Raw genomic sequence first — 15,699 nt, 5'->3', positions numbered from 1 at the left:
GCCTCGCGTCTCGGCAACCGGAACACGGTGCTCCTGCCCAGGAACCACCCGCTCGACGATTCGAGCATCATGGGCGCTTGGCAGGCACGCCAGGAATCGATGGACCGAATCGATCAGGCGCGGCACGAAACGACGATGGGCTATGAGCGCATGATCTCCTCGGACGGGACCTACTACAACATGCCCTTCGAGCGCTATGACGCCAAGCTCGGCGGCTACAGGGACCCTGCGGACAGCACGCAGATCATGAAGCACGCGCCTCCGGGCGAATAGCGGCGGCCGCGCACCCCGATTGGTCGGGGTGTGGCATGGCTTCCACCCGATAGTCGAGCTCAGGGCCTGGAGCTCTCACCAAAGGAGGATCAGCTCGTCAGCCGCCACTTCTGCGTGACCGTCGCCGAGCCCACCTTGACCTCGATCGTGTAGTCCCCGGCTTCCAGGTACTTCGGCCGTCGGTCGGCGAACGGGTCGGCCAGAATGTCGGCGAGCGTCTTTAGGTCCCTCGCTGCGGGGTCGTCGAGAATCGGTTTGCCCGCCTGGACTTCCAGGTCGATCTCGAAGAAGTTGTAGCCGGTATGCGCGTCCAGCGTAGTCTCCTTAACCGTCTTGCCGTCCTTATCCTTGATCGAGACCGTGCACGCGCCGCCCTGCCTGGCGAAGAACTTGCCCTGAACAGCGGGGGCAGCGGGCAGCGCGCGGTTCCAGTTCGCACTTGCGCGGAAGCCCCATCTCGGGTCGCGGCGCATGTTGTCGATGGTCCAAAGGTGGATGTCCTTCTTCCTGATCTCGTCGGTCAACTCGAAGAGCGGGTCGGTCTGGAGCACGAACACGCTTCGCGCATGCGTGCCGATGACGATCTCGTTCGCCTTGGCTTGAATCACCAGGTCGTGCACCGGCGTTCTCGGGATGTTCCCGCTCAAAGGCACCCATTCGCCGCCGTCGTTGAAGCTCACCCAGACACCGAGATCGGTGCCGACATAGAGCGTGCCCTTGTGGTTCGGGTCCTCGCGCACCACGTTGATGGTCTCGGTCGGCAGGTTCGCCGTGATCGAGGTCCAGGTTTTGCCGTAGTCGGTGGATTTCCACAGATAGGGCGAGAAATCATCCTCGCGGTAGCCGCTCTGAGAGCAATACACGGTCGCCAAATCGTACATCGAGGCCACGACTCGGCTCACCCACTTGCCCCTCGCCGGCGTGTCGATCGACTCCCAGTTGCCGCCATGGTCCTTGGTCACCCAGACGAGACCGTCATCGGTGCCCGCGTAGATCAGCCCAAACTTTAGGGGGCTCTCGCTGATTTCCTTGATCGTCGAATGGGGGACATCGCCGTTCTCGCGATTTTGGGTCAAGTCCGGGCTGATGGCTTCCCAATTTCGGCCGTTGTTGAGCGATCGGAACAGCTTGTTCGCGCCGCAATACACGATGTCGGCATGATGCGGCGACACGATGAACGGTGAGACCCAGTTGAACCGCAGCGGCGGGTCTCCGCGCCTGTTCGGGGGCCGGGCGTTCCATCGCTCGTTGGTCTTGGTGTTCTGCGCGCCGTGCGCGCCGAACTGCGAGGCCGTATAGACGATGCCGTTCGGGTCGAACGAAACCGCGCTGCCATCTCCGCCGCCCATCACCTTCCACTCGATCACGTCGCGAGCCGAACTCGAAGCGGGAGTCGAGGCGGCGCGCCCGCCAAAGCCTCCGCCGCCCTGGAACTGCGCGACTATCGCGTCCGGAAACTGCCCCAAGCTCATGTCCGGGTCAAACCCCCTGAACCCTCCGCGCGAGGCCGTTCCCATCAGGGTGCCGTTGTCCTGCAGGCCCCCAATGATGTTGTAGGGGTTCGAATTATCCACGGCGATCGTCGTGAACTGCCCGACCGGCAGGTTGTTGAGATGCGACCAGGTCGCGCCATTGTCGTGCGAGGCATAGAGGCCGCCATCGTTGCCGCAAAGGTGGAAATTGGCGTCTGTCGGGCTCACCCAATAGGCATGAAAGTCCGAGTGCGCGCGGCTTACGCCCTGTTCCCAGGTCTTGCCCGCGTCTTTGGACCGATAGAGCATTAGGCCGGTGATAAACAGGTCATTTTCGTCAGTGGGATTGACGATTACGCGGTGCGAGTAGTAGCCCATCATGTCGCCAAGCTTGTGGGTGTGGGCGCGCTTCCAGGTTTTGCCGGCGTCTTCTGTGCGATACACCTCAGCCGTGGCGTCTGTGATGCGAAAGACGTTCTCGTTGCGCTTCTCCATCAGGGCTCGGAGGTCGCCCATCTTCATTTGGCCGCCCTTCACCTTCGCGATAAGGTCCGCCGCGTTCGTGTCCTCGGGGAAGAACTGGCGCACGAACGGGTCTAGGGTCTTGGCGTCGAGTTGGCCGAATTGCTCCTCGTTCATGCGCATGAATCGGAGCTTGGTCAGAAAACCAGCAGGCTGGGCTTCGTCGGCGTTGAACGGGGCTTGCTCGGGGCCCGTGTTCTCAAGAAACGCGTAGAAGCGCCCTGGCTTGGAGGGCGAAGCGGTCAGGCCCGTTCGGCCTAGGCTCACGCCTGTGGGGAGTCCCGTACACTTCGTCCAAGTCTTGCCGCCGTTCTCCGACCGGTAGATTTGGCTTCCGGGTCCGGACTCCAGGAAGTTCCACGCGCGGCGGTCGCGCTCGTAGGCCGCCGCGATCAGTACTTCGGGGTTCTTGGGGTCCATCGCCATGTCGATGACCCCCGTGAACTCATCGATTTTCAGCACGAGGTCCCAGGTCTTGCCTCCGTCAGTGGTCTTGAAAACTCCCCGCTCGGGGTTCTGGCTGTAGAGGTGGCCATTGCCCGCGACGTAGACGACGTTTTCGTTGGCCGGGTTGATGAGCACACGCCCAATGCGGTGGGTTTCGGCGAGTCCCATGTTCTTCCAGGTTTGGCCGCCGTCGGTGCTCTTGAAGACTCCGGTGCCGCTATAGCTGGTGCGCTGGTTGTTGCATTCGCCGGTGCCGACCCAGATCGTCTTGCCGTCCTTGCCAAGCGCAACGTCGCCGATGGCGAAAGAACTCTCGTTGTCGAAGAGGGAGGCCCAGGTCTGGCCTTGGTTCTCGGTGACCCAAAGGCCGCCGGTGGCGAAGGCGACGTAGATCTTCTTGGGAGTCGCGGGGCTCCATTCGATGTCGATGACGCGGCCGCCTTGCTCCGTAGGCCCGACGCTTCGCCATTTGATGTTTGCGAATGGGGAGTTGGCTTCGGCCCTCAGCCTGGCGTCATATCCCAGCAGACGCGTTGCGGCGGGCATCCCCTTGACCGTCGGCGTGTGGAACTTGGCCTTTTCTTCGATCTTGGAGGGCAGAGGTTTGAATCCAGGTGGGGTCTCTTGGGCAAAGCAGAGCCCGAACGCGAGGGCAAGGCCAAGGGCTGCCATGCCCTTCGAATACGCAGAGTCACGTCGCATGGCGATGGATACGACACGCTTTCAGGAGTTTCCTTCCTACACGGTACTAAAGAGGGGTCCCCCCTCACCCGGTTCGCTTCGCTCAACGGCCTCTCCCACAAGGGGCGAGGCGGACATCCCCCCTCCCCTTGTCGCGTAGCGGTTGGGGGGACGGGGTTAGGGGGTGGAGGTTCCGAACAAGTAGGGACAGAGGGACGAAGGGACGTAGGGACGGTTGGCTTTCATCTCAAACCGCAAACCGCAAACCGCAAACCGCTAACCCTTACTCTCCATCGATCAACCGCACGCGCCTTTCGTGGCGCCCGCCATCGAATGGCTCAGTAAGGAATAGGGCCACGATCTCAAGGCAAGTGTCCCAGTCCATCATGCGCTCGCCCAGGGACAGCACGTTGGCGTCGTTGTGGCGTCTGCCGAGGATCGCCGATTCCCGATTCCAACACACCGCCGCACGGACGCCCGCCACACGGTTCGAGACCATGGCCTCGCCGTTTCCCGAGCCCCCGAGCACAATTCCCCGCTCACATTCGCCCTTCGCGACAGCTTCCGCAGCGGGACGGACAAAGACCGGGTAGTCACACGATTCCGGTGAGTCCGTCCCAAAGTCGCGCACGTCGTGGCCCTCCTGGATCAGGTGGCGCTTGATCTGTTCCTTGTAGAGGAAACCGGCGTGGTCGGAGGCAATCGCGATCTTCATCTCTTGGCTTTCCAGACTGGGAAAGATTATGGGCTCTGGCGCCAGCCTTTGTTGGCCGCGAAGACCAGGCACCCCCACCCCGCGATGAAGCTTGCGCCGCCGATCGGCGCAATCGCGCCAAGGAATTTCGCGTCGAGCAAGGCAATCCCGTAAAGGCTGAAGCTGAAGAACGGGATGCCGCATAGGAAGAGCCAGCCCGCCAGCGCCGCCGCCTTGGGGCGCTCCAATTGGCGTAGCAAGATTCCTACCATTACCAGTGCGATGCTGTGGATGAGTTGGTACTGGACTCCGGTCTTGAACGTGTCAACCTCGACGGCGTTCATCACTTGGCCGAAGACATGGGTGCCCACAGCGCCAAGCAGCACGCCGAATCCGCTCAACGCGGCGCCCGCCGACACGAACACGATCGAGGGCCAAGTAGATCGGTCATCCATTGCGTTCTGTGGAGCGTACTGCTTCGGCGGTGCGTGGTGCCAGTAAGTCCGCCACCCCCCAATCTCCCGGAGTCTCCCTCCCCAACCCCTCCCTCATTTTCCGCCTAAGCGTAAAACAAGGGAGGGGCTAGTTCCTTCCTACTTTCCGCCCATCGTGTTCCAGTTCATCGCAGCATTGAAGATGAACGCGTAACTCCCTACGGTTTCGCCGCGCCACATCGGGTTGAAGGAGAAGAGCATCACGTGGCCCTTTCCCACGGGGCAATCCACGAGTAGCGGACGTCCGGCAAGCTCCTCGGGCATGTCGACCATGCCGCTGACCAGCAGCTTGTCGGCCGTTGAGAACCGCAAGAGGACCTGCGGCCGGTTGGGGTCGGCGATCTGCGGTGTCGGCGTCTCATCGCCGGGCTGAAGCACCGGTTTGTACGGCGGCCTTCCCTGAACCACGTCGGGATCGTTCTTGCCGCCTCTGCCGCTGGGCCGTTCGCCGCTCGCAGCGCCGGGGCCGCCACGTCCCCCAAAGCCTCCGCCACCGCCCGTCGTCAACACCACACACGAGTTGGCGTTGAAGTAGACCCCCACGGTGTCGTCATAGCCCGACATCACCGGGTGGGACTTGTTAGCGTTTTCAGCCAAGAACACGCCTCCCGGAGCGTTTACCGTTACGTCGGTTTGGTAGCCGATCCCCGACACGATCCCATAGTCGATCGGCACGCGGCACCAAGCGCCAGTGCAGATGAGCATGCCTCCGTCGGTGACGAACCGCTGCAAGTTCACCATGCCCGCCAGCTCGATGCCGCCACGAATGTCGTCACTCGATGCGGGTCCGCCAAGGTTGGGGTAGGCGTCGGTCGCCTTCCAGGGTATCGGGTCGCCGATCTTGGGTAGGCCGTTCACGAGGGACTGGGCCGATCCACTGGCGGAGGTCAGCAGCAGCACATCGTACTTGGACTTGAGGTCGGCCGTATCGCGGATGTCGTGCACAGAAATGTAGTCGTATTTGATGCCCAATTGATCAAAGGCCAAACGGTACCAGCCATCGCTCTGGGTGTTGGCCCAGGTGTGGACCAGCGCAATGCGCGGCATCGCCATCGGGACGGTTTGAAGATCGCCCGAGGCCGCGAGCGGCGCCATGTCGATCCCGACACTGGAGGCGAGCTTTTGGCGGTTGGTCTCAGCGTCTGCGCCCTCCGGGAACTTGGCGATCAGCGTGCCGGCAGGATACGTGACTTCGCCTTCCTCCTTGTTTTTGAATTCAGCGGTCGCGCGCATCAATTCGACCGCAGGCATGGTGGCCTTGAGGCGGATGAACCCGATGTCGGCCCCATTTTTGAGGACGAAAGAAACCGGGCGCACTGTGTTGGCCGGAGTGATCGCCACGGAGACCTCCGGCACGGCAGGAACGAGCGCCATCGTGCCGTCGAGCACCTTTACGTCTTTACAGCGCACTGTGGCGACATTGAAGAGCGGCCCAAGCTGCCAGCCGGTGTCGTCGTAGCTTCGCGGATCTTTGGAGCTGTAGTACTGGCTGTCCAGCAGCATGTCGGCCATACGGCTGTAGGGCTGGTCCATCCGAACGACATACGAGCCCTTGCCGAACTTGCCGTCGGCAGAGTCTGCGTCCTTGTCCAGCCTATGGACCTCGATGCCCTGAGCCTGGAGGATGCGCACGATCGCGAGCTGGTTGGCCTTCCGCTTGTCCGAAGCGGGCAGCACATAGGCGGCGGGGCCTTCGGTGGTGGCCTTTGCGATGCTGCGCTTGGACTTCAGGTAGTAGTTCCTCAGGAAGAGCTCGTGTTCGCCAGCAACCTTGTTCATCCCGATGAGGAGCGCGCTCTGCATGATGTTGACGTTGTTGCGGATGCTCCAGCGCACTTCGGGGAAGGGCGGGTTCGGGCGGAACCAGGCGCGTTGGGACTGAGAGCCGACTTGCCGAATCCCCGTGTCTGCCCAGCCGCCGCTGAAGGTCTCGTAGAAACGGCCAATGGCGTTGTGGCCGTTGGCGCAGTAGAACGCGTAGTTCGGCGCCCAGCCATCGAAGAAGTCGTGGGTCCACACGCCAGGGACGCCGCGCTTGGTCATCTCGTTGATCTCGTTGTAGGCCAGGATCTGCCACTCGTTGACGACGATCGGGTCCAGCCATGCGTTATAGGGGCCGGTTCCGGTGGAGATATACAGGAACGGCACGCTCTCATGCAGGTCGTGAAAGACCGTGGGCTTGAAGTCGAGCCAGGTCTTCATGATGTTCTGGCTGAGCGCCAGCCCCAGGCCAATGCCGTCGCGGTTGTTGTCGTGTGCGACGTACTTACCCCAATACACGGTCGGCGGCTGGCGCTTGCCGGGGTTGGCGTTGCGCCACTTGTTCAGGTCCACGATGCGGTTCCGTCCATCGGTCTCGATGACCGGAGTAATCAAGATGACCGAGTTCTTGCGGATCGTCTCAAAGAAGGGCGATTCGTCCACGGCAAGCCTATAGGCCAGCTCCATTAGCGTCTCGGGAGGGCCCGTTTCCGGCGAGTGGAGCCCGCCGGTGGCCCAGTAGAACGGCACACCCTCCTTGAGCAGCTTTTCGGCCTCGTCCTGGGTCTTGAGCTTCCTCGGGTCGCCCAGAAGGCCGTTGATCTCCTTGAGCCGGGCCAGCCGCGCCAAGTTGGCTTCATCGGAGATCGCCGCCACCACCATCTCGCGGCCCTCCTCGCTCTTGCCCATTGAGAACACTTTGACCCGGGGGCTGGCCTTTTCAAGTTCCCTGAGGTACCGCGCACAGTCTTCGGCATAGGTCAGCACCTTTGGGGTGCCGATCACGTAGCCCAAGACCTTTTCCGGCGTCGGAACGGTCTTGCTGGCGGGTAGGTGGTCGACGAACTCGGTCAGGAAGAACTTCTCAGTGGTGTATTCGAGGATCTTCTTGGTGTAGCCCTCATCGATTGCCTGCTGGGCCTGGACAGAGATTGTGAGAATGGCGATGGCTGCCAGTGCGGCGATGGAACGCGGACGGGGCTGAAACATGCCGTGTCTATTCGTTGGGACGGCCCTGCGTTCCTCCAGGGGTTTTCCCCTCATGCCAAGCGCGCTTCGGCTCCAAAGCAATAGGTCCTACCTGGCGAATTTGCCGGGCAAAGCCGAAAGGTATAATGTGCCGCCTACCAAGGCTGTTCGGTGCGAAACTTTGGAAAGTCGCTGAGGGGCCTGGAAGGTAGCGCAACCAACAGAACAGGAGGTTCTATCAACAAGATGAAGGCACTTGCCTCTATCGCCTTGGCCACCGTGGCCATAGGCTCCGCCTATGCGGACGCATCCACCAAAAATCTCTCGCTGACCCTCGGCGTCGGCTTCCCAACCGGTGACACGAAAGACGCCGGCGTGAGCACGTCGTTCTTCGGCGGTCTCGACTATTCGCTCGGCATGCTCGGCGACGGGTCCAACGCCCAGTCGTTCGTCGGCATCGGAGCGTTCTTTGGCAGCGGCGACAACAGCTTCAAGACCCAGTCCTATGGCATCCACTACGGTGTGATGTTCGGGCTCGGCGATGCGAACGCTTCGATGCCGCTCTACGTGAAGCTGCGCGGCGGCTATTACAGCACCCGCTTGACCACCGAAATCGTCGAAGTCGCCACCGAGTCGACCACGAAGGGAGGCTTCGGCTTCACAGCGGCCATCGAGTGGCACCAGCCCTCGACGAGCGGCAACAACTTCTCGATCGAGGCCGGCTACTACATGATGCCGAAGGTCAGCGGCGTGTCCAACAACGGTTGGTACGCGGCGATCTCCTTCCCGCTCGGGAAGTAGTCCATTACGTCAACCAAGTAGGGGCTCCGGCGCCAGGCGCCGGAGCCCTTATGCTTGATCGAGGGCGGTCGGGCTGTGCCTGGCCCAAAACCAGGCAAGCACAATGAGTTCGGCGAGGAGTCCCAGCGTCATCGAGAAGCTTGCGAACAAGACGCCTGGCAGAGGAGAACGCAGGCCTGCCACGAGCCCGCCGAGGAGCACCAGAAACCCGACGAGCATCGCCCAAAGCCTTGATGGCGTCTGGTGGCCGGCGGTCAGCATGCCACGAAGATAGGATTGCCCGGCCCCAATGACGGGCATCAACGCTCCAGCCCAAAAGGCGATGTGGGCGAGCTCTGAAATGGCAGGCTCGGTTCGCAAAACCCGTTCAAACAAGACCCTGTCCAGACCCAAGGCCGCCATCAGCACCATGAGACCTGACAAGGAAAGCCCCACCCCGAGGCTGAATCGGGCTAGTTTCCGTGAGCTGAACCGGTCCCTAGCCAATGCGATCACGGCCTCGGGAAGCGCGAAGACCGCCGTGCGCATCAGGAAGACTACGGAGACCGACACCTGCCACGCGGCAAGAGTAAGGGTCGGTTCCAGAGTTCTGCTGAGAAAGCCCGAGATCATCGGGAAGCTGACCATGGTGACCATGGTCGTTGCCGTTAGCGGAAAATGAAATCCAATCAGCCGTCTGAAGGTGACCGTAGGGCCGTCATCCAGCCCCTGGTGTGACTCGTAGCGTCGCCGGAGCACTTCACGGCATGCGAAGTGGATGTAGGCCGATTCTGCGGCGATCGAGAGCACCATCGAAGCCGCCACGATCTGGATGCCCTCCCATTGCACGCGGCCCAAAAGGCCAAAAGCGACCGCTCCCATGGTGATCACGCGCACGACAGTCCCGAGCCCCACCGGGCGGGTCTTGCCGTTTCGGATGAGGATTCCCTGGGAATATCGGCGCCACCCGATGCATGCGCTCCAGGGCACGACGAAACACATCCCGAGCCAGCTCGCGTGCGCCACGTCGGGCTCCAGACCCATCATCTTGAAGGCAACCACATTGAAGATCCCGGGCACGAGGATGAGCAGGTGCACTCCCGTCACGAGCGCCAGGAGCATCAGCGTGAATCGCCTAAGCTGCAGGTAGTTGTGGCGGCTCGTCGCGAGGGTGGTGCAGGTGGCGAGAAGGTCGATGATCGGGCTTTCGATCCAGAGGGCAAGGCCCATCAAGACAGCGAAAGCGGCGGTGTTTACTGTCGCATTGGCGAGGCGCGAGAGCACGGCGACGGCAATCGGCCCGTCGGTAGCCATTAGGATCCATGAAGCGGCGAGAGGGAAGTAGAAGCGGAAGATCCGGCGGGTGGAAAGGGGCTCTCGCTCGAAGGGTGGTTGAGCAGAGCTTCCGATAGACGCCAAGAATCACGTTCTCCGATGGGAAAAGAGATGGTACCGTGCCCGCGCCTGCCGGGCTTGGGCCGTCGTCTGCCGTCTCACACGGGATCGCATGACGACGTCCGCGCAGCTTCAGGCCCCAAGGCCCCGTCAGTGCCATTCGGCTTTGGGTGCCTGCGCCGCGGCCACTCTTCCTGAGGGCGCCACGGCGAAGTGGGTTTGATCGTCGCGCAAGCTGGGCCCCCGTCCTTTCCACGGCCCTCGAATTCAATGACCCAGATCTTGTGACTGCCTGGGAAATCAGGCCCTCCGGGTAGATACACCTTCGCGCGGCGCTGAATCGCTGTACCAGGCTGGCCAGAAGAAGCGCCCCACAGGAGGTAGATGAAGCTTCCCTTGGAGTCCTTCTGGATGAAGGGGCCGGCAGGGCGGCCCTGGCGAAGTGTCACCTGAGCCTCCCATACCGCCCTTTCGGGAGGCGACTTTTGCAGGGCAAAGGGGCGTCCCGCCGAACCGTGGCCCTCTTGAAGCGCGCCCCAGACGCCTGGCACGGGCCGGTGCACGATGATTAGCAGCGAAATAGACTCGGGTGTCTCCGGCATTGCCGATTCTATCCAAGGCGGCGTAGCCAAAGCGGCACGTCGACAGATATACATAGACATTCGTCTGTGATATAGTGTTGAGATGCACTTTCTGGAAGGTCAATCGCAAGCATGGGACTCTGCCCATTGGGAGTTCTCTCTAGTCTTCGAGAACCTGGACGACGCGGACCTTTGGCGGCGGGCCGACCCGAAGCTGCTCAGCGTCGGCGAAATCGTCTGCCATATGGCTTACTGGCAGATCACCTATGCCAACAAGCTGAATCCGGTGGCGCCCGTCGAGTCGCCATTGATGCGCGATGAGGCGCGGTACTACCTCACCAGCAAGAACACCCCTCTGCGCCTGGAATTGGGGGTGGAGGCAGTCGCCAAGGAGTTCGACCGCGTACAGAAGGACTTCAAAGCCACCTTAAGCGGGATTGAGGCCGAGCGCGATACGCCGCTCACCTGTGAAGGTCCTGGCCGGACCTTTGGCGAGTTTGTGGACTACATGGTGTTCCACGTGGCCTACCACACGGGGCAGGCGTTCACGGTCCGCCACCTGATGGGGCACAAGACCAATGACAACTGACCCAATGGCACCGCATCGTTGGGTCTGCGCTTTGAAGGGGCGGGACAGAGAGACAAAGGGATAGAGGGACAAAGGGAAGGAGGGCTGGGTTCACCCCGCCTTTTCAGGGTCAGCGGGCTTCAGCCCGCGACGGTAATCTCTGCGCGGGAACCCATGATTTCAGGACCCTTGATCTTCCGAATCCCTCTTTTCGCGGCGCTCTTGGCATCTTTGCCTGGAGCCCAGCGGGGCATGCACCCAATCCATGACGAGGCCGTTAGCTTCTCTCGGGTCATTCTCGATCAGCGATTCGTTTCGGAGGGTGTCGCCGTCGCCGACGTCAACCGCGATGGAAGGCTCGACGTGATGGCGGGGAACGTGTGGTACGAAGCGCCCCGAAAGCTCTCTGACCCTTGGACGCCGCACGAGATAGCTCCGGTCCCCAAGCTGGAACCCAAGACCCAATACAGCAACTGCTTTCATTGCTGGGCCGAAGACGTGAACCACGACGGCTGGATCGACCAGATCGTCATTGGGATGCCGGGAGAGCAGGCCATCTGGCGGGAGAATCCAGGAGCCGGGCGCAACATGTTGCAGGATACGAGCCTGGTTAAGGTTCAGACGCAACCCTCACCCGGTTCGCCGGAGCTCACCGGCCTCTCCCTCATGGGGCGAGGTGAAGTGTCATGGAAAGAGCACCTCATCTGGCGTAGCGCCTGCAACGAGAGCCCGCTCTATATCGACCTTTTCAAGAGTGGCAAGCGGGTCCTCGTCATGGGCACCGACGACAACTATCTGGCTTGGTTCGAGCCCTCTGCGGATTCGGATAAGCCATGGACCTGCCACCCGATCAGCGGTCCCAAGGGCGCAGGTTCGCAGCGGTATGCGCATGGCCTGGGTGTGGGGGACATCAATGGCGACGGGAGACTGGATGTACTGACCAAGGACGGCGCCTACCTTCAACCCAAGGACCCAAAGGCCGCCCCGTGGAGCTTTCAGAGTGCGGTGATCTTCGCAGACTGCGCCCACATCCCCGCGTTCGACGTGAACGCGGACGGACGCGTGGACCTTCTCGCCAGCTCCGCCCACGCGCGCGGCGTGTGGTGGGCGGAACAGAAGCCCGACGGGAGATTCGAGCGCCACACGATCGACGAGACCGTTTCGGAGACCCATGCGGCGATCCTAGCTCCGTTGGGTCGCTCCAGGGTAGTGAATCTGATCACTGGAAAGCGCAAATGGGCGCATCCTCCCGGGGTGGACGTGGGCTCGGAAGAGCCGTCGTGGCTCGTTCGCTATGAACTCGTCCGGTCCAAAGGCAAGGTCGAATGGGTACGGCATGTGATCGATGAGGACTCGGGGGTGGGTACGCAGTTCGTGGTTCAAGACATGAACCGGGACGGCCTCGCGGACATCGTGATCTCCAACAAGAACGGCGTCTTTGTGTTTCTGCAGAGGAGTTAAGGGTCAGGGGTTCAAAGGTGTGGCCCCGGGGTTTGAGTCCCCTCCCCCTCACCCGGTTCACTGCGTTCCCCGATGGAACCGGGGCAGGCACCGACCTCTCCCCCTGGGGCGAGGTGAATTCTGGCCCCACACCCCATACCTCACACCTCACACCTCACACCCAGCACCCCACACCCTGCACCTCGAACCTCAATCCGCATCTCAGGTTGAGAATGCTATTCTTTCTCCGCCTGACTCTAGAGTTTTCCAGTGACGTCTGGTAATGGCGCGGACCGGCGCCGTTCTACTTCGTGTCGGTTCCCGAAGGGCCCGCCAGGGCCATTTGGGCCGGATGGCGGCCAGTCACTGACGGCGATAATGGGATGCCATGGAAGAAGTGACGACCGATCTTCAGGAATTCAACCACTTGCCGGAGCCCTACGGGCTGCTCGCGGGCATTTTGCTCGACGGCACCCGCGAATGGCGTGGCGAACTGGACTCCGACCTGCCTCCTGAGGCGATCTCCTGGCAGCCGGATCCCGGGGGCCACAGCATTGGGTCGATCATTTTGCATATCGCCGACGTGGAGTCGTTCTGGTTTGAGCGCGTGCTCATGGGCTTGCCCTCGGACCCGAACCAGGACAAGTTGCTGCTGAGCGAGGAGACCAAAGTCGAGATCGGAGAGTGGCCGACCGTCGCGCCTCGACCCATCAACGCATACTTGGCAATGCACGACCAGATCCGGGAAAGGACTTTGAAGGCAATTGCAAGTTGGCCCTCACCTGGTTCTTTGTTGCCCTACAAGGAGTGGGAGTTCACGGCCCGCTGGATCGTGGGCCACGTGATCCAGCATGAGTCCTATCACGGCGGCCAGGCGATCCTGTTGCAGGAGATGTGGAGGAAGCTGGTCCAGCCGGGGATTTGAAGGCACTTTGCGGCTCGTTGGGGCTAGGGAAGATGGAAGGGGGCAGCCCTTGGTACCAGGGCTTCACTCTTCGCTTTCACCTTGCGGCCCCTTGTGCCCCCCGACGGACGCGCCCTAATCTCGGCCCTTCCAAACGTAAATCAGGAGCATCGGTCCGTAGGCGCCTGTGCAGCAGCAGCAAATGACAAACGGCAGCAGCCAGAGCCAATTCCCGCGCCTGTCGGCGATGTCCATGATCATCCAGACCAGCGACACCAACAGCACAAAAAGCGAAACGAGCTGGAGCAGGAGCTCGCCCGGAGCGCCGGTGGCAAAAGCCTGCTGCTGGTTCAGTTCGGCCAGCTTCTGGAAGTCTCCGCCGGATTGGCTCCACATCGTGGCCAACCGTCCGAGGCCAATCACCCAAAAGAGAGACGCAATCCCTCCAATCGCATAGCCGACCGTCGTCCAGGCGCCGCCCATGTTTTCGACGAACCCGATGCTGTGCACCGACCGGTTCTCATATCCAGGCCTATAATAGGGTTGCCCAGGCTGTGGAGGCTGGCCAGGCTGCTGGTAGGGCCCCGGAGCGGGACCTTGCTGCGAAAAAGGCTGCGGGCCGGGCGCGGGGACGGGGTCGGGACCCGTCGTGCCGGGCGGCGGCGCCATCGGCTGTTCAGCAGGAGGCTCCGAGGAGCCGGTATGCGGAACCGTCGTCTCGGGCGGCTTGATCTCGTTCTCGATGCGGCCCAAAAGGTCCTTCGCGCCCACGTGCTTGGGATCGATCCGCACGGCCTCTTTCGCCATTTCAGCCGCCAAGACCTTCTGCCCGAGGCTGTTGTAATGGACGGCCAGGTTGTAATAGGCCTTCACGTTGTAGGGCGAGAGCATAATGGCGTGCCGAAATGCCTCCGTGGCCTCATCGGCCTGCTGGAGCTGCGAGTGGGCAACGCCCTTCAAGACATAGGAGTCGGTGCTCTCAGGTTGGACGGCAATGGCCTGCTGGACAAACTCCAGGGCTTTGGCGAACTCGCCGTTGTGCAAGGCCTGGGTTGCGGAATCGAGAAACGCTTTGGATTGCTCGTCTGACATGGGTGCCCTCAACTTGAAACGCGATTTCGCGAGATTACCCTTGGCTTGCCCTCTGAGGTTATGTATACTGACGCCCTCAACGACCGGTGTGAACGACGCCCGGATCAGGATGGTGCGAAGTTGAAGCAAAGAAGCCTTTTCTCCTTGTCAATGTCGCTTTTCAGCGCCGCTATGGCGCTCAGTCTCGCTGCTTGTTCTGGCTGCTCAGGGGGCGGCGGAACCGACAATCCTGCACCCTCAGGCGGTGGCGCAGCCGGAGGAACGGCGGCGGCGCCAGGGCGTGAACTGCCTACGGCCGAGGGCAACAAAGCCGAGGGCGACACGATCAAAATCGGCCTCATCTCCAGCCTTTCGGGCGATAACCAGCCCTGGGGCGAGGACTCCAAGAATGGCGCCCAGCTCGCCGTCGACGAGTTCAACGCCGCAGGCGGCGTGAACGGCAAGATGATCGAGCTCAAGGTAGAGGACACCGCTTCCAAACCCGAGAGCGGCAAGTCGGCCACCGAAAAGCTGGTGGGCGAGGACAAGGTCCTGGCTGTCATCGGCGAAGTGGCGAGCGGAATCACCATTCCGGCCGCCCAGGTCTGCCAAGAGAACTCGGTGCCGATCGTCGCCGTCGGCGCGACCCGCGTGGACATCACCCAAAAGGGCGGCGCGATCTTCAGGGCGTGCTTTACCGACAACTTCCAGGGCGCCGCGATGGCCAAGTTCGCCTATGAGGACCTCAAGCTGCGCAACGTCGCCGTCATGACAGACCGCAAACTCCCCTATTCGACGGGCCTTTCCGACGTGTTCAAAGAGGCCTTCGAGTTCTTCGGCGGAAAGATCGCGACCGAGGAGTTCTATGAGTCGGGCGGCAACATGGACTTCAAAGCCCAGCTCACCAACATCAAGTCGAAGAACCCGGACGGCATGTTCTGCTCGGGGTACTTCACAGAGGTTGGGCCCATCGCCCGCCAGCGCGAACAGGTCGGCTTGAACGTGCCGATGTTCGGCGGCGACGGTTGGGACAGCACCCAGCTCATCAACTCGGGCGGCACCGGCATCCAGGGCCAGTACTTCCTGAACCACTATCACAACAGCGAGCAGCGAGCGGAGGTCCAGGACTTCGTCAAGAAGTTCCAGGCCAAGTACAACCATCCGCCCGCGACGGCGATGGGCGCCCTCGGCTACGATGCGACCAACGTGGTGCTCACGGCGCTGAAGGCGTCCGGCGCGACCGACAGCAAGAGCCTGATCACGGCGATTGCCGGCGTGAAGGACATGAAGGGCGTGTCGGGCAGCATCACGATCGGCGCGGACGGCAACGCTCAGAAGCCGGCACTCGTGCTGCAGGTTGGAAAGACGGAGTTCAAGCCCGTTAAGCAGATCCCGTTCTTTGTGTTCGAATCGAAGAAGAAGTAGGTT

13 protein-coding genes are annotated in these 15,699 nt (G+C 61.8%); 6 read left to right on the top strand and 7 right to left on the bottom strand.

Annotated elements, in window-relative coordinates; translation table 11 throughout:
- On the top strand, positions 1-273 hold a 273-nt coding region (locus tag HZC36_11945; protein ID MBI5707686.1), incomplete at its 5' end, for a hypothetical protein.
- An 89-nt stretch (positions 274-362) separates the two neighbouring features.
- Here the strand turns inward: HZC36_11945 and HZC36_11940 are convergent.
- The 4 genes from HZC36_11940 to HZC36_11925 form a co-directional block, all read right to left on the bottom strand.
- Positions 363-3,416 (bottom strand): glycosyl hydrolase, encoded by a 3,054-nt coding sequence (locus tag HZC36_11940; protein MBI5707685.1) that lies wholly within the window; start codon positions 3,414-3,416, stop codon positions 363-365.
- A 262-nt stretch (positions 3,417-3,678) separates the two neighbouring features.
- Positions 3,679-4,110 carry a ribose 5-phosphate isomerase B gene (gene rpiB / locus HZC36_11935; GenBank protein ID MBI5707684.1) on the bottom strand — a complete coding sequence of 144 codons (432 nt, stop codon included), beginning with the start codon at positions 4,108-4,110 and terminating at the stop codon, positions 3,679-3,681.
- Positions 4,111-4,136: 26 nt separating this feature from the next.
- Positions 4,137-4,544, bottom strand: coding sequence for a DUF423 domain-containing protein (locus HZC36_11930; GenBank protein ID MBI5707683.1), 408 nt, complete (start codon positions 4,542-4,544; stop codon positions 4,137-4,139).
- A 138-nt stretch (positions 4,545-4,682) separates the two neighbouring features.
- The gene (locus HZC36_11925) at positions 4,683-7,553 is read right to left on the bottom strand and encodes a hypothetical protein (protein MBI5707682.1); all 2,871 of its coding nucleotides are present in this window, start codon (positions 7,551-7,553) and stop codon (positions 4,683-4,685) included.
- A gap of 225 nt (positions 7,554-7,778) precedes the next feature.
- On the opposite strand from HZC36_11925, the gene HZC36_11920 reads away from it, so the two are divergent.
- Positions 7,779-8,333: a hypothetical protein gene (locus tag HZC36_11920; protein ID MBI5707681.1), complete on the top strand. Its 555-nt coding sequence runs from the start codon at positions 7,779-7,781 to the stop codon at positions 8,331-8,333.
- A 48-nt stretch (positions 8,334-8,381) separates the two neighbouring features.
- Here the strand turns inward: HZC36_11920 and HZC36_11915 are convergent, their stop codons facing one another.
- Together HZC36_11915 and HZC36_11910 are read right to left on the bottom strand one after the other, a co-directional pair.
- Positions 8,382-9,626: a hypothetical protein gene (locus HZC36_11915; GenBank protein MBI5707680.1), complete on the bottom strand. Its 1,245-nt coding sequence runs from the start codon at positions 9,624-9,626 to the stop codon at positions 8,382-8,384.
- Between the two features lie 179 nt (positions 9,627-9,805).
- Positions 9,806-10,309, bottom strand: coding sequence for a hypothetical protein (locus HZC36_11910; protein MBI5707679.1), 504 nt, complete (start codon positions 10,307-10,309; stop codon positions 9,806-9,808).
- Positions 10,310-10,391: 82 nt separating this feature from the next.
- Here HZC36_11910 and HZC36_11905 point away from each other — a divergent pair, with 82 nt between their 5' ends.
- The 3 genes from HZC36_11905 (at position 10,392) to HZC36_11895 (ending at position 13,221) form a co-directional block, all read left to right on the top strand.
- Positions 10,392-10,877 (top strand): DinB family protein, encoded by a 486-nt coding sequence (locus HZC36_11905; GenBank protein ID MBI5707678.1) that lies wholly within the window; start codon positions 10,392-10,394, stop codon positions 10,875-10,877.
- Between the two features lie 231 nt (positions 10,878-11,108).
- On the top strand, positions 11,109-12,317 hold the full coding sequence (locus tag HZC36_11900) for a VCBS repeat-containing protein (protein ID MBI5707677.1): 1,209 nt from the start codon (positions 11,109-11,111) through the stop codon (positions 12,315-12,317).
- A gap of 367 nt (positions 12,318-12,684) precedes the next feature.
- Complete coding sequence (locus HZC36_11895) at positions 12,685-13,221, top strand: DinB family protein (protein MBI5707676.1); 537 nt, start codon at positions 12,685-12,687, stop codon at positions 13,219-13,221.
- 114 nt (positions 13,222-13,335) lie between these two features.
- On the opposite strand, the gene HZC36_11890 is transcribed toward HZC36_11895, so the two are convergent.
- Positions 13,336-14,292, bottom strand: a complete 957-nt coding sequence (locus tag HZC36_11890) for a hypothetical protein (protein ID MBI5707675.1) — start codon at positions 14,290-14,292, stop codon at positions 13,336-13,338.
- A 150-nt stretch (positions 14,293-14,442) separates the two neighbouring features.
- On the opposite strand from HZC36_11890, the gene HZC36_11885 reads away from it, so the two are divergent.
- Positions 14,443-15,696 (top strand): ABC transporter substrate-binding protein, encoded by a 1,254-nt coding sequence (locus tag HZC36_11885; protein ID MBI5707674.1) that lies wholly within the window; start codon positions 14,443-14,445, stop codon positions 15,694-15,696.
- Positions 15,697-15,699: the final 3 nt, after the last annotated feature.

The sequence above is a fragment of the Armatimonadota bacterium genome, assembly GCA_016223145.1.
Classification (GTDB): domain Bacteria; phylum Armatimonadota; class Fimbriimonadia; order Fimbriimonadales; family Fimbriimonadaceae; genus Nitrosymbiomonas.
The sequence above is the reverse complement of the archived record's forward strand: the minus strand, read 5'-3'. Positions and strand labels throughout refer to the sequence as shown.